The organism is Stenotrophomonas sp. STEN020 (assembly GCF_056760195.1).
Map to the genome: position 1 here is coordinate 1 of NZ_JBRREI010000059.1, position 21,675 is coordinate 21,675.

15 protein-coding genes and 2 tRNA genes are annotated in these 21,675 nt (G+C 65.1%); 4 read left to right on the forward strand and 13 right to left on the reverse strand.

What is annotated here, in order from left to right:
* Positions 1-204: 204 nt before the first annotated feature.
* The 3 genes from ACVOLZ_RS18790 to ACVOLZ_RS18800 form a co-directional block, all read right to left on the reverse strand.
* Positions 205-1,803, reverse strand: coding sequence for an N-acetylmuramoyl-L-alanine amidase (locus tag ACVOLZ_RS18790; protein WP_481517447.1), 1,599 nt, complete (start codon positions 1,801-1,803; stop codon positions 205-207).
* 80 nt (positions 1,804-1,883) lie between these two features.
* On the reverse strand, positions 1,884-2,363 hold the full coding sequence (gene tsaE, locus ACVOLZ_RS18795; protein ID WP_481517448.1) for a tRNA (adenosine(37)-N6)-threonylcarbamoyltransferase complex ATPase subunit type 1 TsaE: 480 nt from the start codon (positions 2,361-2,363) through the stop codon (positions 1,884-1,886).
* Positions 2,364-2,371: 8 nt separating this feature from the next.
* Positions 2,372-3,844, reverse strand: coding sequence for an NAD(P)H-hydrate dehydratase (locus ACVOLZ_RS18800; protein ID WP_481517449.1), 1,473 nt, complete (start codon positions 3,842-3,844; stop codon positions 2,372-2,374).
* Between the two features lie 23 nt (positions 3,845-3,867).
* Here ACVOLZ_RS18800 and queG point away from each other — a divergent pair, with 23 nt between their 5' ends.
* On the forward strand, positions 3,868-4,950 hold the full coding sequence (queG, locus tag ACVOLZ_RS18805; protein WP_481517450.1) for a tRNA epoxyqueuosine(34) reductase QueG: 1,083 nt from the start codon (positions 3,868-3,870) through the stop codon (positions 4,948-4,950).
* A gap of 109 nt (positions 4,951-5,059) precedes the next feature.
* On the forward strand, positions 5,060-6,430 hold the full coding sequence (xseA, locus tag ACVOLZ_RS18810) for an exodeoxyribonuclease VII large subunit (protein WP_481517451.1): 1,371 nt from the start codon (positions 5,060-5,062) through the stop codon (positions 6,428-6,430).
* Here xseA and ACVOLZ_RS18815 read toward each other — a convergent pair.
* The 3 genes from ACVOLZ_RS18815 to ACVOLZ_RS18825 form a co-directional block, all read right to left on the reverse strand.
* Entirely contained in the window at positions 6,421-7,641 is a 1,221-nt protein-coding gene (locus ACVOLZ_RS18815; protein ID WP_481517452.1) for a virulence factor family protein, read from the reverse strand. The two genes, xseA and ACVOLZ_RS18815, sit on opposite strands and share 10 nt — an antisense overlap.
* 80 nt (positions 7,642-7,721) lie before the next feature.
* Positions 7,722-8,639 carry a M48 family metallopeptidase gene (locus tag ACVOLZ_RS18820; protein WP_481517453.1) on the reverse strand — a complete coding sequence of 306 codons (918 nt, stop codon included), beginning with the start codon at positions 8,637-8,639 and terminating at the stop codon, positions 7,722-7,724.
* 66 nt (positions 8,640-8,705) lie between these two features.
* Positions 8,706-10,655 carry a formylglycine-generating enzyme family protein gene (locus ACVOLZ_RS18825; protein WP_481517454.1) on the reverse strand — a complete coding sequence of 650 codons (1,950 nt, stop codon included), beginning with the start codon at positions 10,653-10,655 and terminating at the stop codon, positions 8,706-8,708.
* An 84-nt stretch (positions 10,656-10,739) separates the two neighbouring features.
* Between ACVOLZ_RS18825 and rnd the strand changes: the two genes are divergently transcribed.
* Entirely contained in the window at positions 10,740-11,822 is a 1,083-nt protein-coding gene (gene rnd / locus ACVOLZ_RS18830; RefSeq protein ID WP_481517455.1) for a ribonuclease D, read from the forward strand.
* A gap of 290 nt (positions 11,823-12,112) precedes the next feature.
* On the opposite strand, the gene ACVOLZ_RS18835 is transcribed toward rnd, so the two are convergent.
* The 7 genes from ACVOLZ_RS18835 to ACVOLZ_RS18865 all read right to left on the reverse strand — a co-directional run bounded on the left by ACVOLZ_RS18835 (position 12,113) and on the right by ACVOLZ_RS18865 (position 20,987).
* Positions 12,113-12,188 (reverse strand) — tRNA-Phe (locus ACVOLZ_RS18835).
* A 245-nt stretch (positions 12,189-12,433) separates the two neighbouring features.
* Positions 12,434-12,509: transfer RNA gene (locus tag ACVOLZ_RS18840), tRNA-Ala, on the reverse strand.
* A gap of 207 nt (positions 12,510-12,716) precedes the next feature.
* Positions 12,717-14,159, reverse strand: a complete 1,443-nt coding sequence (locus ACVOLZ_RS18845; RefSeq protein WP_481517456.1) for an amidohydrolase — start codon at positions 14,157-14,159, stop codon at positions 12,717-12,719.
* A gap of 17 nt (positions 14,160-14,176) precedes the next feature.
* Positions 14,177-16,006, reverse strand: a complete 1,830-nt coding sequence (locus ACVOLZ_RS18850) for an amidohydrolase family protein (protein WP_481517457.1) — start codon at positions 16,004-16,006, stop codon at positions 14,177-14,179.
* On the reverse strand, positions 16,003-17,007 hold the full coding sequence (locus ACVOLZ_RS18855; RefSeq protein ID WP_481517458.1) for a FecR family protein: 1,005 nt from the start codon (positions 17,005-17,007) through the stop codon (positions 16,003-16,005). Before ACVOLZ_RS18855 ends, ACVOLZ_RS18850 begins: the two co-directional genes overlap by 4 nt.
* On the reverse strand, positions 16,991-17,578 hold the full coding sequence (locus ACVOLZ_RS18860) for an RNA polymerase sigma factor (RefSeq protein ID WP_481517459.1): 588 nt from the start codon (positions 17,576-17,578) through the stop codon (positions 16,991-16,993). Before ACVOLZ_RS18860 ends, ACVOLZ_RS18855 begins: the two co-directional genes overlap by 17 nt.
* 52 nt (positions 17,579-17,630) lie before the next feature.
* On the reverse strand, positions 17,631-20,987 hold the full coding sequence (locus tag ACVOLZ_RS18865; RefSeq protein ID WP_481517460.1) for a TonB-dependent receptor: 3,357 nt from the start codon (positions 20,985-20,987) through the stop codon (positions 17,631-17,633).
* Positions 20,988-21,171: 184 nt separating this feature from the next.
* Here ACVOLZ_RS18865 and ACVOLZ_RS18870 point away from each other — a divergent pair, with 184 nt between their 5' ends.
* On the forward strand, positions 21,172-21,648 hold the full coding sequence (locus tag ACVOLZ_RS18870; RefSeq protein WP_481517461.1) for an LEA/WHy family protein: 477 nt from the start codon (positions 21,172-21,174) through the stop codon (positions 21,646-21,648).
* Positions 21,649-21,675: the final 27 nt, after the last annotated feature.

The window sequence follows — 21,675 nt, forward strand, 5'->3', positions numbered from 1 at the left end:
CCCCCCCCCCCCCCCCCCCCCCCCCCCCGCCTTTTTTGTGGCGGCCCCGGCCCCCCGCCCCCCCCCAACCCCCGCGCCCGCGGTCGCCGCGCCGCGCCCCCCCCCGCTCCTACAAAAAAACCGATGCCCGCATCGTTGGCATCGGTTTCTGAATGTCTCATAGCTTAAAACCCCGCCAGCAGCTGGCTTCAAGCCTGTGCTGCTTTACTTGCTACCACCAGCAACCGTGCCAGCGGCAGCGTCCATCTCAGCCTGGGCGCGAGCGGCGAACAAGGTACCCGGCGGTGGCTGACGGCTGAAGAAGGTATGCACGCCATCCAGCACAGCGCCGGCAATGCGACGTTGATAGGCCGGATCGATCAGGCGGCGCTCTTCGTCCGGGTTGGAGATGAACGCGGTTTCGACCAGCATCGCCGGCATGTCGGAGGTACGCAGCACGGCAAAGTTGGCCCGCTCAAGGTTCGGCTTGTGGTTGTTGCCGATGCGCTTGAGGCCGCCGAGCACGTGCCCGGCCGCATCTTCGGACGCCTTCATGTTGCCGCTCTGAGCCAGATCCAGCAGCACGTTGGCCAAGGTGCCTTCGGTACGGCTGAGGCTGACACCGCCAATCAAGTCGGCGGCGTTTTCCTTGTCCGCCAGCCAACGCGCACGCTGCGAGGACGCGCCCTTGGTCGACAATACATAAACCGAGGAACCCGTCGCCGAGCGGTTTTCAGCCGCATCGGCGTGGATCGAGATGAAGATGTCTGCTTTGGCAGCACGCGCACGCTGGGCGCGCATCGGCAGCGGGATGAATACGTCGGTGTCGCGGGTCAGGTATGCGCGCAGGCCTGGCGTTGCATTGACCTGACGGGCCAGCTCACGTGCGACGGCCAGCGTCACGTCCTTCTCGCGTTTGCCGGTAGGTCCGACGGCACCCGGATCCTGGCCGCCGTGGCCCGGATCGATGGCAACCACCAGATTGCGCATGCCCGGCGCCATACGAATTCGTGACGCGTCACTTGGCATGACCGGACGCGGCGCAGGCGTTTCCGCCGCTGCGACCGGCGCTACGGTAGCGGGCTCAGCCGGGCGCGTGATCGGGGTCGGTACACCAGTGGCGATCGTCGTACGGACCGGAGTGCTCTGGCCGCTGAGGATGGCTGCTGCTGAAGACGTAGACGGCGCTGCCGACGGAATGGCGGCGGCGACAGTCGTTACCGGCGCCGACGCTGGTGCGGGATTCGGCGCAACCTGGACCGGCGGCGTGCTCGCCTGCTGGCGCACCGCCGCAGTCAACGCCGCGGTAGCACGGGCAGCCTCGGCACGGGCCTGCGCAGGATTCACTGCAGGAGCGGCCTGCGCCACGGATGCCGGCGGCGTACTCGCAACAGGTGCGGCCACCGCAGCGGTCGCACGCGGCGCGGTTTCACCCGGCCACTCGATCAGTAGCTTGGACTCGGCACCCTGCCCCTGCATCTGTGGCTTGAACGCGGCCACCGATTCGGCCAGATCAAACACGATGCGGAACGTGCCAGGCACCGGGTTGCCGGTGCGCACGGCGGTAACCACACCAACGGCCGCGGGCAACTTGAGGCCGCGCACGCTGGTGGAGTCAGGAAAATCGATGACCAGACGATTGGGACCGGCCAGGCTGATGGTCTTGTAACTGCCACCACCGGCCAGCTGGATCTCGGCCCGGGTGCCGGTCGCGCCAGCGCTCAAGCCCAGCCCCCGGATCTCACCGGCCCACGCAGAAGCGCTGGCCAGGCACAGGCCGGCGACGGCGACAGACAATGCGAACAGGCGGTTTCCCGTAGTCATGAGCGGATTCAATCACCGGATTTCGGTAATTGCAACATTTTTTCCCTTAATAATCCGCAACCTGCCGTAACTTCCTGTTGTTACAGGGCAGAAAGCCCCTGCAAGTGCTCCGTTTTGCGCAGCCGCTGCAGCCAGGCTTCACCGGTTGGGCTATGTGCCTGCAGCTGCGCGCGGCGGCCATGGCCGTCTATCTCCAGCGCAACCACCAGGTCCAGCGGCGGCAGCCCGCCTGCTCCGCGCTCGGGCCATTCGATCAGCCACAAGTCGGCACTGGCGTCGTCTAGACCAAGAAAATCCAGCTCGCCGGCATTGCCGATCCGGTACAGGTCCAGATGCCAGGCTTCGCCGTTATCCAGCGGATAGCGCTCGATCAAGGTGTAGGTGGGGCTGCGGATCGGCCCCTGCACGCCCAGCGCACGCAGCAGGGCGCGGGCCAGGGTGGATTTTCCGGCGCCAAGATCACCTTGCAGGTGAACCACCGCCTGCGCGGGCCGGGTCTGTGCCAAGGCCTGACCCAGCAGGTCGGTGCTCTCGGCTTGGGGCAAAGACAATTCGATCATGGGAGACATTATGGATTGGCCAGCGTCCGCAGGTGTGGCAACAGATCGCGTGGCAACAGCCCGCGCTCACCTTCGGTGGCCGCTGCGTCGCCAGCAAGGCTGTGCAGCAGGGCGCCAGTGCTGGCTGCATCAAACAGCGACAGTCCTTGCGCAAGCACTGCAGCAACAGCGCCGGTCAGCAGATCGCCCATGCCGCCTACCGCCATCCCCGGGTTGCCGGCTGCAATGACCCGCGGCAGCTGTCCCGGCGCGGCGATCACAGTACCGGCACCTTTGAGCACCACGACCGCCGCGTAGCGCGCAGCCAACGCATGCGCTGCGGCGAAGCGATCACGTTGGATGCTGGCGGTATCGGTGCCGAGCAGGCGCGCGGCCTCGCCCGGATGCGGGGTGAGGATCGCCTGCGGCAGCGGCCGTGGATCTGCAGCAAGCAGATTCAAACCATCGGCATCGAGCACCAGTGGCTTGCCGCTGGCCAGCACCACCGACCACAGCGCATGCGCCCAATCATCCTGGCCCAGCCCTGGCCCCAGTGCGATGACACTGGCACGCGCCAGCAGCGGCGCGAAGTCCTCGGAACTATCGACAGCGTGCACCATCGCTTCGGGGCAACGCGCCAACAACGGCGCCACATGTAGCGCGCGCGTTGCAACACTGCAAAGACCGGCGCCACTGCGCAGCGCAGCCTCGGCAGCGAGCATCACCGCGCCGCCGCTGCCATGGTTGCCACCTACGCACAGCACATGTCCCGATTCGCCTTTATGCGTGTTGAGCCTGCGCGGCGGCAGAGCCGCCAGCAACTGCGGCTTGGCCCAGCGCAGCGCACTCGCGCTGACGCCATCAAATGCCGCAGCCGGTACTTCGAGATTCGCCAGCAAACGCTGCCCGGCATGCTCCAGCGCTGCACCGGTGTGCAGGCCTTGATGCGGCACGATGAACTGCAATACCCGCGCCGCACGGACCGCGGCGCCGGCCACATTGCCGCTGAGCGCATCGACGCCACTGGGCACATCCAGCGCGAATACCGGCGCCAATGCAGCGTTGATCGCAGCGATCAGGGCCGCGTCGTCGGCCTGCGGGGCACGATTGAAACCGATGCCATACAACGCATCGACGATCAGGTCGGCCTGCTGCAGGCAATGCTGGGCAATCTCGACATGGCCACCAACGGCCAGATAATCGGTACAGGCGCGCTGCGCCAAGGGCGTGCGTGGCGAGGCCTCCGGCAGGTGCAGCACGCTGACGTCGCGTCCGGACTGGCGGGCGTGACGGGCCAGCACATAACCATCCCCGCCGTTGTTGCCCGGCCCGCAGACCACCACGATGCGCCGCGCCTGCGGCCAATACTGCAACACGGTCTGCCAGGCGGCGTGGCCTGCACGCTGCATCAGCACGTAAGCATCGCCACCCAAGGCGGCGGTCGCTTGCCCATCAATCTGGCGGGCAGCGGCGATATCGAACAGTTCGACGGGCTCTGACATGCTGGCAATTCTATACTTGCAGCATGTCTGAAGCCGTTACCGCCGCAAATCCGGCGCAGTTGTCGCTGCGCATCCGCCAGCTTGCCCGCGAGGCAGGCTTCCAGCGCTGTGGGGTCAGCGGCATCGAGCTGGGCGAGGATGAGGCACATCTGGCCGACTGGCTCGGCAAAGGTCTGTACGGGACGATGGAATGGATGGCCCGCCACGGCACCCTGCGGGCACGCCCACAGGAACTACTGCCCGGCACGCTGCGGGTCATCTCGGTCGGCCTGGACTACGGCCACAAGGACGATGCTGAAGCTTGGGCGACCCTGAATGACGGCGAGCGCGCCTATGTGGCGCGCTATGCGCTGGGCCGCGATTACCACAAGCTCATGCGCAACCGCCTGCAGAAGCTGGCCGAGCGTATCGCCAGCGAAATCGGCCAGTTCGGTTACCGGGTCTTCGTCGACTCGGCGCCGGTGCTGGAGCGCGCTCTGGCGCGCAATGCAGGACTGGGCTGGATCGGCAAGCACACCTGTCTTATCGACCGTAACGGCGGCTCGTGGTTCTTCCTCGGTGAGATCTACGTCGATCTGCCGCTGCCGGTGGATGTGCCGGCCACCGCACACTGCGGCAGCTGCACGCGCTGCATCGATGTCTGCCCCACCGCAGCCATCATTGCCCCGCATCGTTTGGACGCGCGCCGCTGCATCTCCTATCTGACCATCGAGCACGAAGGCGCGATTCCGCTGGAAATGCGCCCGCTGATGGGCAATCGCATCTACGGCTGCGATGACTGCCAACTGGTGTGCCCGTGGAACAAGTTCGCCCAGCGCACCGACGAGCCGGATTTCCGCGCCCGCAACAACCTGGACACCGCCACCCTACCCGAGCTGTTCGCCTGGGAAGAGGACGAGTTCCTGCGCCGCACCGAAGGCAGCCCGATCCGCCGCAGTGGCCACGAACGCTGGCTGCGCAATATCGCCGTGGCGCTGGGCAACGCAGCACCCTCGCCCGCAGCGCAACAGGCGCTGCAAAGCCGCCAGGCGCATGCTTCCGAGGTGGTCCGTGAGCATGTGCAGTGGGCCTTGCAGCGGCATGCCGACGACGCGCAGAAGCCCTGATCCCTCTCCGATTTCCCCGGCCGGCGCAATCGCTCCCGTAAGATAGCGGCCGTCAGCTCGCCTGCGCCCTCGGCACAGACGTGCGCCCTACCGGCATAGCAGTTGAACCATGACTTCCAGCAACGACGTCCTCACCCCCAATCAGCTCAACACCTTGGCGCGCGATCTTCTGGAGAGCGCCTTCCCGATGGTGTGGGTGGAAGGCGAACTGGGCGGTGTCAGCCGACCTGCCTCCGGGCACCTGTACTTCACCCTGAAGGACGCCCGCGCTCAGGTGCGTGCGGCGATGTTCAAGCCCAAGAGCCAGTGGCTGAAGTTCATCCCGCGCGAAGGCATGCGCGTATTGGTGCGTGGCCGCCTGACCCTTTACGAAGCACGCGGCGACTACCAGCTGATCCTCGATCACATGGAAGAAGCCGGCGAAGGCGCGTTGCGCCGCGCTTATGACGAACTGAAAGCCAGGCTCGAAGCCGAAGGCCTGTTCGATCCAGCACGCAAGCGTCCGCTGCCTGCGCATGTACGCCGCCTGGCGGTGATCACCTCACCAAGTGGCGCTGCGGTGCGCGACGTATTGAGCGTGCTGGAGCGGCGCTTCCCGATGCTGGAAGTCGAGCTGCTGCCGTCACTGGTACAGGGCGCAACCGCGGCACCGCAGATCACCTCATTGCTGCGCCAGGCGGATGCCAGCGGCCGCTACGACGTGATCCTGCTGACCCGTGGTGGCGGTTCATTGGAAGACTTGTGGGCATTCAACGATGAGCAGCTGGCGCGTGCGGTCGCCTCCAGCAACACGCCGGTGGTCTCGGCGGTAGGCCACGAAACTGACTTCAGCCTCAGCGATTTCGCCGCCGATCTGCGCGCGCCGACGCCTTCCGTGGCCGCCGAGCTGCTGGTGCCGGATCAACGCGATCTTGCGTTACGGGTACGCCGGTTGGCGCAGCGCCTGCAGCAGCTGCAGGTACACGCGATGAGCCAGGCCATGCAGCGCGCCGACCGCGCCGCCTTGCGGTTGCAGGCACATAGCCCGCAGGCACGACTGAACCTGCTCAAGCATCGCCAGGAGGCTGCGTTCGCGCGCCTGCACGCCACCTGGCAACAACAACAGGAACGTCGCGCGGCCCGGCTCCGGCATGCCGCCACCGTGCTGCGCAGCACCCAGCCGCAGCGCCGTTTGAGCGCATTGGCCGAGAAACTGGCGACCTTGGCGCCGCGCGCCCATGCGGCCATGGCGCGCCAGCTGCAACGCGATGGATTGCGCCTGCGCGGGCTCGCCCGCTCGCTGGAAGCGGTGAGCCCGTTGGCTACCGTGGCACGTGGCTATTCGATCCTGACCAAGCTTGAAGACGGCGCTCTGGTACGTAACGCCGAGCAGGTCAAGCCCGGCGAGCAGCTGCGCGCGCGCCTGGCCGAAGGTGAGCTGCAGCTGCGGGTTGAGCAGGTTGCCGCCAAACCAGCAACAGGCGACTCCACTCAGGGCTGAGCCGGTGCGGCATCCCAACGATCGACGATGATCTTTGCCAGCTTGCCCGGATCACGGTCGAAATGATGCCCGCCGGGGAGTTCGACCACCTGCATGTGTGCATCGCCTCGCAGGTCGCGGCATAGGCTGTCTTTTTCTTCAGTACCGTAGACGCACTGGTGTGCGACCGGCTGCAAACCGGCCAAAGCAGGTTGCACAGGCACCTCCTGGGCCCGGAACCAGCCCAACCAGCCGCCTACCCGCACCTCGAAATCAGCACCGTGCGCAAGCCCCAATAGCGACACCAGTCGCACCGGACCACGCTCCTGCTCACTGAGCAGCGGATAGGCAAATGGCAGCACATCCGCACCAAACGAATAGCCAACCAACGCCACATCGTCGGCCTGCCAACGTTGCCGATAGGTGCGCAGAACACTGTCCAGGTCGGCAGCCAGCTGAGCTGTGGTTCGCTTCTTCCAGAAGTAACGCAGGCTGTTCCAGCCGACGACGGATATGCCGCGCTGGTTGAGTTCATGTGCCAAGCCCTTGTCCAGGTCGCGCCAGCCACCATCGCCTGAGATCAGCACCACCATCCGCTTGCTGCCAGCAATCGGCATCTCGACCAGCGGCAAGGTCGCCACACCCTGCGCAGGTGCGGCGCTCAGCGTCGCTGGTAAAGCGGCCAACAGCGCTTGCTCCGACAACGATTTGACCTGCACGGTGGCCGTTCCGCCAGCGCAATCGATATCACTCGAACCGGCGCTGGTCGCAGTGACCAGCGCCGCCGCAAATTCGCCCGGCGCAGCCCCGGCAGCACTGGCGCGCACGAGGTCAGCGCTGCTGCCTTGGCCAAACAATACCGGCAGGAAGAACTGCTCGGCGCGCTCGCGTTTGAGCAGCTTCTGGGTGAGCAGCGCTGCATCGTCGGCCATCGCCCGGCAGCTGCCATTGCCATGTTGCAACTGCTCCCGATAGCGCGCGGCATCCACCACCGCCACCCATGCGCCGGCCTGCGCCAACTCTCCGGCAACATGCATGCGCTGTGTCTGCGGCAACGCCGGGTCTGCAAAATAGATCACCAGGCCGCGCGGCGCGGCCGGCGGCTCCATCACCTGCACGCGGCCATAGCGACCAGCGGACAGCTGCTTGGCATGTGCCGCCCAGCCACAGCTGACCATCACCCCGATCAACAACACTCCAAAACCAAAGCCAAACGCCGCACCACGTCGCATCAGCCATCCCACCATCAAATGAAAACGCCGGTGAGGATCCACCGGCGTTCGTTATGTCTTTGTGCAGTCCGCAGTGATGCTTACTGCCGTGCTGCCGGTCCTGCGGTGCAGAAGCGCTGCTTGTACTCCAGCGCCTTGGGCATCAACGCCTGCAGGTTCTGGATGCGGGTGCCGGGATTGGGATGGGTGGAAGAGAACTCCGGCGGCGCCTGCCCGCCACTGGCCTCGCTCATGCGCTGCCATAGCGGCACCGCCTCCTCCGGGTTGAAACACGCAGCTGCGGCCAGCATCAGTCCGACTTCGTCAGCCTGGGTTTCATGCGAACGCGCATACGGCAGCAGATAGCCATAGCCCATGGCCGACATCATCATCTGCTGTTGCTGGCCGTCCATGCCACTGGCAGCGCCGGCCATCTGCCCGATCTGGGTCAGCTTCTGCTGTGCCATGCGCTGCGCGCCGTGGCGCAGCAATGCGTGGGCAATTTCGTGACCCATCACTACCGCCAGCGCATCGGCGTTCTGCGCCACCGGGATCAGCCCGGTATAGACCGCCATCTTGCCGCCGGGCAGGCAGAAGGCATTAGCCTGATCGGACTGCAGCACGTTCACATCCCACTCGAAGTCCTTGGCGAAGTGCTGCGGCTGCAAGCCGTGCTCCTGCGCCAATGAGGTTTCCACCACGTCGACCTTGGCGATCAGGCGATTTGCAATCTCGCGCACCTGGCGGGCAATCTGCGAATTGGGATCGACCGGGCGTTCCTGCGCCAGGATCTCCTGGTAGGCCTGCAGCCCCATCGCCTTCTCTTCACTGGCGTTGAGTGAACTGTCGATCAGCACCTTCTCGCCGGTATACGGGTCCACCGAGCGATTGCCGAAGTAATAGCAGCCGCCATACACCGCGAAGCCCAGCAGGATCACCCAACGGATATTGCCAAACAGGCCGCCACCGCGCCGACGTTGACCGCCATTGCCTTGGTTACCAAAAGGATCTTGTCGCATGGCTGGATTCCGTCTGGGCCGGGCTGGCCATGGTCGATGGTAACGCTAGCGTACGCCGCGGCAAGGTCAAATTCCGCGAACCAAGCGAAAGCCGATACGCGCCGAGGTGACGTCCGAGTCCTGTGACTGCCGCCACGCAGCTCGGGTCTGCTCCGGCGCGTTGGCCCAGTTGCCACCGCGGATCACCCGTTGTCGGCAGCCCGGGTTGTACCAGGCCGCGCCATCGGCCGGTGCGCGCCGGTAGCTGGCGTGCCAGCAATCGGCAACCCACTCGCTGACATTGCCGCTAATGTCGTGCAGGCCCCAGGCATTGGCGCGGAACATGGCCACCGGGGCGGTGCCCCAGAAGCCGTCGCCATAGCCGACGAAGGCGTTGTTCCAGTGTCGGCCGCTGGGCGATACGTCGAGGCTGCCGGTGAAGTTGCCGCTGTTCTCCGGTGGCGTCATCGAACGCCCCCACGGGAAGCGCCCCTGGCTGCCAGCCCGCAACGCGTACTCGAACTCCGATTCACTAGGCAGGCGGTAGTAGCGCCCGGTCTGATCGGACAGCCAAGCCGCGTAGGCCTCAGCGTCGCGCACGCTGACATGCATCACCGGGCTATTGGGTGCGGCCTTGACGCCGTTGTAATCGGACTGCCAGTCCACCCCGCTACGGCGGATGAAGTTGCCGCTGCGCTCGTCATAGACAATGGAATGGCCGCGCCGGGTCGCACGCGGACGCGCCTTGGCCGCTTCCACGAAACGGCGGAAATCAGCCACGGTGACTTCGGTGATCGACATCGCAAAGCCGCGCTCGAAGTTCACCAGATGCTGCGGGCGCTCGGCATCGCTGCTGCCGATCTCACCCTCGCTGGCCCCCATCTGGAAGCTGCCATACGGCACCACCACCATCTGCGGGCCGCGACTGCCTTCACTCAAGGCATCACTGAACACCTGCCCCGGGCGGAAGCTGCCGTAATGGGTGACCAGTTCGATGCGCTCGCGCAGCAAGGCCACGGTACGGTCGCCGGGCAGCGCGATGCGTTCGGCCTGGGCCAGCTTCAGCCGCGCATCCTTGAGCCCCTTGGACGAGACCAGATCACGCAGCCCGCCTTCGCGCAGCGCATCAAGCTGGGCGGTGCGGATGCCTTCGATGCGCGCGCGGGCGTCCTTCAGGGTCACACTTTCGCCGCGGATGGTAGTGGCCTTGTCCAGCCAGCGTGCAGCTGCGGCGAAATCCGACTCCATCGCGGCGGCATGCTCAGCGCGGCGGATCAGGCCGCTTTCCACTGCCGCCAAGCCCTGCCTTGCACGGCTGTTGAGCGGGTCAGTAGCCAGTACTTCGCGGAACGCCGCCTGCGCACCACCGCCATCCTCACCAAAATGATGCTGGCGCAGGGCCTGTTCGCCAGCCCGGTTCAATGCCAACAGCCGCCGCGCCACAGCGATACGCTGCTGCAAGGCCTGCTCGGCCTTGCCCACAGGCGCCAAGGCAACCGCTACACCAGCGATTTCGGCGGCCTGGGCCAAGGCCTGCCGCTGGTTCTCCGGTTGTGCCATCAAGGCGGTGGCTTGCGCGCGCAGACGCTGGCGGGCCTTGTCCAGGCCGCGCTGCGCGGCCCTGTCCTTCGGCTGCTGGGCCAGGATCGCCAGGTAGAGCGGAATGGCGTCCTCGGCGTCGCGGTACAACCTGTCCTCGGCCAGCGCCTTGTCGGCCGCCTTGCGTGCTTCGGCCAGCTGCCCGGGCTGCAGACTGACTTCCGGCGCGTTCCAGACCGGCAGCGTCATTTCCTCAACCTGCGGGATGGGATCGGGCGTTGCAGGCTCCGCCTTCGTAGCCGCGGCCGCGTCGGCCTTGGCTTCGGCACGTGCTTCAGCCCTTGCTTCCAGCCGCTCGCTCAAGCTGGGTTTCTTTGCAGGCTCCGCATTTGGCGCAGCCGAAGGCGGCTGCGGCGCACTGCCGCTGCACCCCGCCAACGCCAATAACAGCGCCGTCAGACCCAACAATTGGCCGGTTTTACCCAAAAACGCCTCCATTACCTTGCACACTTTCCCGGGAGCGGCCCGACGTTAGGCTATTCTCGCCTGCCTGAGCAAACCCTGCAGTTGACGGAACCCCACGTGGCTTACTGGATCAAACACCCGGCGGAGTTGGAAGAACGCTACCGCCAGCGCCCGAGCCGGATCGGGCTGGACACCGAATTCATCCGCGAACGCACCTATTGGCCGCAACTGGCCCTGGTGCAGATGGCGGTCGGCGATGAGATCTTGCTGATCGACCCATTGATTCCCGGCATGTGCGAGGCGCTGAAGCCCTGGCTGACCGACACCTCGATCACCAAGATCATGCACAGCGCCAGCGAAGACCTGGTCGCCTTCAAATGCGCCTGCGACGCGCTGCCACGGCCGCTGTTCGACACCCAGATCGGCGCGGCACTGGCCGGCATTGGCGGCGGCATGGGCTACCAGAAGCTGGTGGCCGAAATTACCGGCGTCACCCTGCCCAAGGGCGAGACCCGCTCTGACTGGCTCAAGCGCCCGCTCAGCGACGCGCAGCTGGAATACGCCGCCGACGACGTCGAATACCTGTTTGCCATGCACGACGCCATCAGCGCCAAGCTGCAGGCCACAGGCCGTATGCAATGGCTGCAGGACGATGGCGAGCGCCTGCTGGCCAGCGTCGAGGGCGACGAAGGCGAGCATTGGCCGCACCTGTCGATGCGCTCCTCGCAGGTGCTGGAGCGCGACGCCCAGCTGCGCCTGTTGCGCCTGCTGCGCTGGCGCGATCAGCAAGCCCGCAGCAGCGACAAGCCGCGCAGCTGGATCCTGGACAATGAACTTGCCAACGTGCTGGCACGCACCACACCAGCCGACTACGAGGCCATGCTGAAAGTCTTCGGCCGCTTCCCCAAGGCCCCGCGCAAGCTGGCCCAGCAGGTGTGGGAAGCGCTGAACACCCCGCTTGCCGACGAAGCCGACGCACCGATGGCGCTGCCAGCCACCGACGGCAACAAGAACACCATCAAACGCCTGCAGGATGCGGTCAGCAAGCGCAGTGCCGAGTTGGAACTACCCGAAGGGCTGCTTGCTTCGCGCAAGCACCTGGAAGCGCTGCTGGAAAGCGGCGAATGGCCGACCGCGCTGGCCGGCTGGCGTCGCGAACAGCTGGAGCCTGTGCTGCGGCCGCTGTTGCCAAGCAACTGAGCCCCAGAGCCCCGACAATGTCGGGGCACGCATCCAATGTAGTGCCGAGCCATGCTCGGCAAAACCACCAAAGAACGCATGTACACGCATTTGTGAGAGCGGCGCAAGCCGCGACGCAAACGACCCACAAGATCGCGATCTCTCTTTGCAGTTTCAGCAACCCCAGCTTCGCAGCTTACGCCGCACCCACAAACCGCAAAACCAAAGCACCAATACAACCGCAACCGGTGCAAATACGGTGCAAACAAACAACAAAAAAGGGCTCGCATTTCTGCGAACCCTTGAAATTTTGGTGGCCGAGGACGGAATCGAACCGCCGACACGGGGATTTTCAATCCCCTGCTCTACCAACTGAGCTACTCGGCCACTTTGTTTTCGTCGGCGTTGCTGCCGTCGAGGAGGCGTATATTACGGAGCTATTTCGGTTTCGGCAAGCCAATTTCACAAAAATTTTCACATCCGCTGAAAATTCCTCGAAATGCCTTGTGTAGCGTGGCTTCAGATACAGAAGCTGCTCCGCCGCATGGCGAAAAATTCACCAAACCGCCTGTTCCCAGCGCAAAAACGCAAAGAAGCCGCATCATCCGATGCGGCTTCTTTGCTTGAATACTTGGTGGAGCGGAGGAGGATCGAACTCCCGACCTTCGCATTGCGAACGCGACGCTCTCCCAGCTGAGCTACCGCCCCACACGGCGACCCGAGCATAGCGCTGTTGCCTGCACCACGCAAAATGCCCATGCCCTGCTCGAACACAAGCGGCGACCCGATGGAGGGGGTCGGGTCGCCGCCCGAGGGCGCGATGGGCTACCCAGCAACATCACTCCGGCCGCCACCTTGCCCACGCAGCGGTGAAGCCCGCGTAGAACCAAGGTTGCAATCGCGCGACAGCGTGCCTCAGTCCTTGGTCTTGCGCCGATAGTCCAGTGGCGGTGCATCCCGCTGCAGCAGCGGTATGTAGCGGAAGCCTGCACCACGGCGGTCACCGAACTCCTGCTTGGCCTTGGCTACCAGCTCCGGCGACTGCAGCAGCTGCACGCCGGCCAGGGCCATTACCTTGGCCGCGTTCAACGCGCCTTTGGCGCCGATCGACATGCCCGATGCCGCTACTGCCTGCCAGCTGTGCGCCGGGGTTCCGGGTACCCAGGTGGCTGTGCCGACGCCAACCGTGGGGACGTTCCAGCTGACATCACCGACGTCGGTGGATGCGCTGCCCGCCAGGTCCGCACGGTAGGACTGCAATTGCGTCGCCTGCTGCAACTCCGGGCGCTTTTCCAAACTCTCCTGCAGCTTCTTCGCAAACGTCTGCTCGGTCGCGTCGTACTGCACACCACCAACCTGTTGCAGTGCTGTCTGCATCACCTGCCCCAGCGTGTCGTTAGGCAACAGCGAGTACACGCCGCCGGTCGGTTCGAATTCGACCGTGGTACCTGTTCCCATTGCCGCGCCTTCAGCCGCCTTCTGCAGACGCTCGATCACGTCGCGCACCACCGCCGGGTCGGTGTGGCGCACGTAGTAGTAAGCCTCGGCCGCATCCGGCACCACGTTGGGTGCGGCACCGCCGTTGCTGATCACGTAATGGATGCGGGTGCCGTCGGGCACGTGCTCGCGCATCAGGTTGGCCATGTAATTGAAGGCTTCCACGCCGTCCAGCGCGGAGCGGCCGCGTTCGGGGGCGATTGCCGCGTGGGCGGCACGCCCGTGGAAGCGGAACTTGCCGCTGATATTGGCCAGGGTGGTGCCTTGTGCAGCGGAGTTCTCGTCGGACGGATGCCAATGCAGCACCACATCCACGTCATCGAACAGCCCCGCCTTGGCCATGTATACCTTGCCGGAGCCGCCCTCCTCCGCCGGCGTTCCGTACAGCCGCACTTCGCCGGACGTTCCGGTCTGCTGCATCCACTGCGCCAAGGCGCGGGCTGCGCCCACCGACGCCGCACCAAACAGATTGTGGCCGCAGGCCTGGCCGGCATCCTGGCCGGCAATGACGCTGCGCACCGGCTCTGCTGCCTGGGCCATGCCCGGCAGCGCATCCATTTCTGCCAGCAGCCCGATCACCGGGCCCTTGCTGCCGTTGCGGAAGCTTGCGACGAAGGCCGTCGGCATGCCTGCGACATTGGCCTGGATATGGAAGCCCGCCTGCTGTAGTTCCTTCTGCAGCAACGCCGAGGATGCATGTTCCAGATAGCCGAGCTCGGGCTGCTGCCACAACTGTTGCCCAAGCTCTGCCTGCCGCTGCGCGTAGCTGTCCAACGTACTGATCACGTCCGCGGCAAGCGTGGCTCCTGCATGAGGAAGCAACGCTGCCAGCAGAGCGGCACGCAGATAACGGGTCTTCATCCAGCCAGCCTCACGCATCAATAGAAACTGACGTTGTCGATCTCGAACCACAGCTTGCTGCCGGGCTCACCGCTGCCGGAGACAACCAGCTGCTGCAGGTCATCGCCCTTCCACACCGCCACGGGTGCCTTGGCGCGATACGGCGGCTGGCCCTGCAGTGCGGTGAAGGGAATCTCCACCGTCTGCCATTGCGCCCCGGCCTGCAGGGAGGCAATGAAACGACGGTTGCCCAACGCCCGCACTTCCAGCTGCAATTCCGGTGCGCTGCCACGCAGTTCCAAGCGGATGCCGCGATAAGAACGCGCATCCACCGGCGCCACCGAACCACGGCTCAGCGGCAGGATCGTCGCAGCGAAGGCAGTGTCCTTGCTGGACAGCTTGGCCTGGGTCGCCAGTGCATTGCCGCCGGTCTCGCGTGCCACGATCTCGGTCACCTGCGCGGTACGGTCATTGCCGCCGTCAGCCTCGTCCACGCGCAGCGTGTCCAGCGCAGTACGGCCATCAGTGCGCTCGAAGTCATCAACCAGGGCCTGCACCGGCTGCGCTGGCAAGGCCAAGGCCTTGTTGCCGGCCGGCAACACCGCGCCCTTGCCTTGCACCTGGCGACCGGCCACGTATACCTGCTGCGTATTGCGAACGTCGCCGATGCTCTCCCACGGGCGACCGCTTACCAGCAACAGATCCGCACGTTTGCCGACCTCGATGCTGCCACGGTCATTCACGCCCAGCGCCTTGGCGCTGGCCGAGGTACCAGCCAGCAGCGCCTCGCTCGGGGTCAGCCCGGCCTGCACCAGCAGCTCCAGTTCGCGCAGGGTCGATGTGCCATGCGGTGTGCCGGTCATGCCTGCATCGGTACCCACCACTACCGGGATACCGGCATCGTGCAGCGTCTTGACGTTGTGCAAGGCGTTGGCGAAGTTCTGCTCGCGCTGGGCCAGCACATCCGGCTTGCCGTTGTTGCGTCCGCTGCCATCGACGCGCTCGGGCAGATATACCGCCAGCGAGGGTGCATAGGCGGTACCGTGCTCGCGCATCAACGCGATTAACTCATCGTCAACCGCACCGTCCTGCACGCTGTGCGCGATCACGTCCACGCCCGCGCGTGCGGCGGCCTTGCCGCGCTTGACCATCACCGTATGGGTGAACACCTTGAGGCCATTCTTGTGCGCCTCGTCGACCAGCGCGGTGAGGGTTTCCTCGTCCATGCTGCTGTTGTCGGCGGCATTGGAATAACGCCAGCCGTCGGTGAAGGCCTTGATGAAGTCGGGCTTGTAGGCGGCCACCGCACGCACGCCTGCACGCGCAGCCTCGGGTGAGTTCACCCAGCGCGTGGTGTTCTCGTCACCCCAATCCGCGCCATGGCCGAGCGGCGTGCTCATGCGCGCGGCGAACTTGACGTCGGGCGCGGCAATCGAGGCCAGCCATGCGCGGCGTGGCGCATAGGCTTCCGGCGGCTCGTGGAAATCGCTGACCGTGGTAACGCCGGCCGCCATGTAGAGGTTTGCCACCTGCGGCAGTTCTGACGGCGTGGCGTTCGGCGTCCAGTGCGTGTGCAGATCGAACAGACCCGGCAGCAAGGCCTGGCCACGTGCATTGACCACGCGTGCGCCCTTGGGGGCTGCCAGCTCTGCGCCGATGGCGGCGATACGACCGTCTTCGACCAGCACGCTGGCCGCATAAGGTGCGCGCCCGGTGCCATCGAAGACCATTGCATCGCGGATCAACAATGCCTTGTCGCCGGCAGTAGCGGCCACGCTGGCCTGCCCTGCCCCCAGTAATGCCGCGGTGAGCACCGCCAAGGCGAAACCACGCTTGCTGTTGTAGTGCATGTTTTTATCCGGATTCATTGCATGGACCGCGCCGTATGCGGTGCGGCATCAGGGGAGCTCAGCCGCACCACGTCTCCGCGCTGCTGCACCACCAGGCCAAGGCTAAGGGCGACGCTGTTGGCGAAGCCGCGCGGGTCACTGGCCGAATACAGGCCAACGATGCGACGGCTGCCAACCAGCGGGTCATCAATGACGATGCGGGTATCGCTGTAGCGCAGGAACTGCGCCGCCGCCACCGACAAGGTGTCGCCGTTGAACGACAACATGCCTTCGCGCCAGGCCAGTTGCTGGTCCACATCATCCGTGGGCACGGCCTCGATGCGGATGCCGTGGCTGCGGTTGGCCAGCGCGCGATAGTTGGCTACCAATCGTGCCGGGGCGACCGCCCCCTGGGTATCGGTCACATCGACGATGCCTTCGCGCACCAGCACTTCCACGCCACCGCTGCGGCGTTCGGTAAGGCTAACCGCGAAACTGGTGCCTACCGCGGTGACATCGGTTTCCTCCGCGCGTACCACGAACGGGCGTTGCGGATTCTTGGCCACGTCGAACAAGGCCTCGCCCTGCAGCAAGTGGATATCACGGCGCGTCGCGCTGAACTGCACCCGCACCTGCGAGTCCGAATCCAGCGTGATCGCCGAGCCGTCCTGCAGCGGTACGCGCAGGATCTCGCCCTTGCGGGTGGCGAAGTACTCGGCACCGTCGTCCTGGCGTTGCACGCCGATGGCGAGCGCGCCAACCACGGCAGCCAGACCCACGGCCCAACGCAGCACACGCCGCGCCCGTCGTGGCGCGCGTGCGGTGAATGCACGGTCCATTTCGCCGGCCGACAGCGCGCGTGCGCGGTCGGTACGCGCCAGCACCGCATGGGCGCGGGCATAAGCGCCAAAGTGGCGCGTATCGGCTTCCAGCCAGGCATCTCGTTGCGCACGTTCCTCCACCGTGAGTTGCGCGCGGTCCTCGCGCGCCACCCAACTGGCGGCTACATCATCAATACTCGCATCAGCGCCGACGCGCATGCCTTGCTCCTTCCGCGGCCAACCGCTCACTACTCTTCTGCATTACGTCGTCATCACGCTTCATCGAATCCATCAATACCCGGATTCCCTTGCAGATGTGTTTCTCCACGGTGTTCTCGCTGATCTGCATGCGTTCAGCGATCTCGCGCTGCGAGTAGCCTTCCACACGCCGCAGCACGAACGCCTGCCGACACTTGTCCGGCAGGCTCTCGATCAAGGCGCCTATGCGCGCCAGTTCCTGTCGTGACGACGCCATCCGTTCCGGGCTGACTTCGTCACCGATGATGGCGACGCGGTCGATCTCGGCCACGGCCTCGATCGACACCACCTGTGCGCGCCGCAACTGTTGCAGCACAACCGAGTGGGCGACCGAGTACACGTAGGCCTTGGGCTGCAGGATGTGCGATACATCCGCCATGCCGGCGAGGATGGCGTAGGTCTCCTGGATCACGTCATCCACGTCCTGGCGCAGCGACAGGCGTCGCCGCAGCCAGTCGCGCAGGGCAGGCTCGCAAGGCAATATGTGCTCGGCCAACCAGCCAGCACGCTCCCGCGCAAGCGCCGCGTTCATCGCGGCACCTGCCCGGCTCCCGCCACGTGGCGGAATGGAACGTTTTTCTGCATCAGAACGCCTTGCTCACGTTGAGGTACCAGTAACGCGGATTAGCCTGGTAGACACCCGACGGGTAACCGAACACGTCGTCGGAGATCGGCGGGCGCTTGTTGGCGATGTTGTTGGCACCGACCTTGACCGCCACGTTGTTGAGCCAGCCTTCGCGTGCGAAGTCGTACTTCACGAAAGCGTTAGCCAGCGTCTGCGACTTCACCGTCCACGGCGTGCCATCGGCCAGGGTCAGGCCGTTCTCGACGTAGGAGCTCGCATAACGCGCGCTCGCGCCCACCGACAACTGCTGGTAGCGCCAGGTCAGCGTGCCGGACCACTTCCATTCCGGGTTACCGCCATTGCCGATCAGGTCACCACCACCGGTGATACGGATCGACGGATCCACCAGCCCTGCGGACTTGGCATCTTCCAGCGCCTGCAGTGCCGGCGAACGCTGGCGGTAGAACTCGATCAGGTGGGTACCGGTAACCGAAAGATCGAAGCGGCCGATGGCGGTTTCCGGCGAGTTCCAGCTGAAGTTGTAGTCAACGCCACGCAGGGTCTGCGGCTCCAGGTTGACGTACTGGTCGGTGACGTACAGCACCTTGCCGGCAGCAGCCAGACCGGTGCCGGCGAAGCGGGCGATGTCGTCAGCGGTCGCATCTGCACGCACCACCGCCGAGTTGCTACCGCCCTGCTGGCGCAGCATGTAGTCCAGGATCAGCGCATTGCCTTCACCGAACAGGCCGATGATGCCCTCCTGCTCGTACTTGTAGTAATCAACGGCGAAGGTGAAGCGGCCGTAGTTCTCCGGGATGAAGCGCGGCTGGAAGACCAGGCCGGCGCTGGTATTGGTCGAGGTTTCCGGCTTCAGGTCCGGGTTGCCCGAGCGACGCGCGGTGGTGGAGTAGCTGTAGCCGCCGCAGTTGGCGAACGCCGGCTGTGCACCGCTGCGCTTGTCCGCCTCGCACTGGATATAGTCGGTGCGGGTGTTGGAACGGCTCACCACCGTGGCGTTGATCTGCTCCAGGTTGGGCGCACGGAAGCCCTTGGCCCAGGAAGAACGCAGGGTCAGACCATCAAACACCTGCCAGCCCAGCGCCAGCTTCGGCTTGGCGACATTGCCGAAATCGTTGTAGCGCTCGGCGCGGCCGGCCACCTGCAGGTCCAGCGAACGCACCAGCGGGATGTTCATTTCCGGCGACACCAGCGGCACCGAGAACTCGGCAAACAGACCGGCGACGGTGCGCGAGCCATAGGTGTCCGGGGTCGGGCTGACGCCGTACATGTCGCTGGGATAGGCAACGCCGGTGATCGCATCGGTGAAGGTCACCGAGCCATCAACGCGGGCATCACGATCATCGCGTTGGGTTTCGTGGCGCACTTCCAGGCCGGCGGCCATGCCGACATCGCCGGCCCAGGTCTTGAACAGGTCCGCGCGCGAGGCCTTGAAGTCCCACAGGAACAGCTCGGTCTTGCTCTGGCGCTGTGCCTTGTAGAAGAACTGGTCCAGCTTGTCCCAGTCGTTGCAGCCGCCGCAGAACGGGTTGTAGGCCGATGCGGTGGGATTGGCCAGGGCCTGCTGGAACAGCGACATGCTCACTGCATCCTGGGTGTCCTTGACCCTGGCAGCCGAGTACAGCGCGGCGCTTTCCCAGTCAAAGCCGTAGTGGAAGCCGCGCAGGCCGGCCAAGGCACGCACCTGGGTGTTGTTGACCTCGATGCGGGTCGGTCGCTCGAAGCGGTAGCTGGTGATGGTCACCGGCACGCCGTTGGCGCCGATGTTCAAACCCTGTAGGCGATTCGGGTTGAGCGAGCCGTCGGGCAGGTACATCGCACCGAACGGGTTCCAGTAGTTGCTGGCAGCCACCGTCATCGGCAAGGCGGTGATGGTATTGACGCCGTTCTGCAGGCTGTAGGCGCGCGAGTTGTAGATGCCAGCCTCGCTGAAGAACGACAGGCCGTTGTCGAAATCATGCTTACCGGTGACGAACAGGTTCAGGCGACGGACGTCTGGGCTGATCGACAGCGGATACTGGCCCTGTTGGTTGTCGCGCAGGTTGGCGTCGGCACCGGAAGTGGCCTTGCTGCCGGACTGGACGCACAGGCCGTCAGCAATGGTCGCCGCACAGCCGCTATTGCTGGTGGGCTGCACATGGAAGGCACCGGCAGTGGTGGTCAACCAGGTGCCGTTCTTCGACACCCGCGGGCCGACCACGGTGAAGTTGCCCCACGGGCTGTTGGTGTTACGGTTATCGGTACCGGCAAGACCTTCAAACGGCGTGCCGAGGAAGTCGGCCGCACGGTTGCCGTTCCTGGTCCAGTCCTGGTCCAGCGAGTTCAAGCCGGTGGTGTTGTAGTAGTTGAAAGCAATGGTGATGTTGGAGCGCAGGTCTGCGGAGTTCTTGCCCCACATGCCGTTGACGCCGATATCGCGCAGGTCGGCGCCTTCGCCAAAGCCCTTCTGCACGCTGATGGTGCCGCCGTCCATATCGTCGCGCAGCACGTTGTTGACCACACCGGCCACCGCATCGGTGCCGTAGATGGCGGCCGCGCCGTCAAGCAGCACTTCGACACGACGCAGGTTGGACACCGGCACTGCATTGGCGTTGTAGGTCAGCACCGGCACCAGGTTGCCATCGGCCTGGCTGGTGGGATGAACCACAGTGCGGCGGCCGTTGATCAGCAGCAAGGTATTGCCGACGCCAAGACCGCGCAGGTTGACCGAGGCGATATCGCCGCGTGCGTAGTTGGAGCTGTTGCCGCCATTGGTACCACTGAACGAGACATCGCCCATCTGCGGGATGGAGCGGTACAGCTCGTCGCCGGACACAGCGCCGGTGGCTTCGATCTGTTCGGCCTGCAAGGTCGCTACCGGCAGGATTGCAGCGGTCTTGGCGCCCTTGATCTGGCTGCCGACCACGGTGATCTGGTCCAGCGTGTTGACGCTCGGACTGGCTGCCGACGGCGGCACTGGTTGAGCGACCTCCTGCTGCACCGCCTGCCCTGCCGCCAAGCCACCAAGGCCTGACAGCGAGGCCAGCATGGGGGCAGCCGCACGCAAAGTAATGGTGCGGCCGTCATCCGAGGCCACGCTCAGGCCGGTGCCGGTGAGCAAGCGGGCCAGCGCCTGGCGCGGCTCCATCTGCCCCTTCAATTCGGGCACTTCAATCCGCTGGGCCCCGCCTGAATGCGCCGGGGCGATGATCTGCACGCCAGCCTGGCGGGCAAATTCGGGCAATACGTCCTCGATGCTGCCTGCTTGAAGATCGAACTGCGGTGGCGCTGCCAGCGCCGGAACGGAGGCGCACAGCGCCACAACTGCCAGACCGCCGCGGATAGCGCTTGCAAGCGGCAACAACTTGAATGAACGCATTGATGAATCCCCAGAAAATGACGCGAATGACGGCAACCTCTGCCCCCTGCATGACTCGATGCACGACCGCACCAGTTCCGCCATCCCAGCGTCATAGTCGCTGATCTTGCTGACCTGTACCCAGCAGGCCGCCATACGCCGTAGTATTCTTGGGAGATAGCTCAGGACCCGAGGACCACGCGCCATGCGTTTTCGCCCCCAGTACGCCTTGATGGCCGTACTAGCACTTGCACTTACCGCCTGCGGCAATGGCCCGGTCAAGCGTGTTTCCGAACCGGCCGCCAGCATCCAGCAGCTGAGCGTCGGCAATGACGGCAACTGGGAAGTGGAATTGCGCCTGCGCAATTACAGCTCCATGCCGATGCGCTTTGACAGCGTGGCATTGGCGGTAAAGGTTGGCGACGAAGCCGCCGGTACGCTCAACGCCAGCCCGGCACTGTCGATCGGCCCGGAGTCGGCCGATGTAATCAAAGTGCGTCTGCAGCCTTCGTCTTCAGCACGCATTGTCGTAGCCGACGCACTGGCTGGCGGTCGCTCGCTGTTCTACGAACTGGAAGGCAGCGTCAGCGCTACCCCGGAAGAAAAGAAGCAACGCAGTTTCGACATCAAGTCGCGCAACAGCCTCAACCAGGCCCCCGGCCTGCCCGGCGTGCTGCGCTGATCCCCTACCCGCTACCGCATCGTTCGA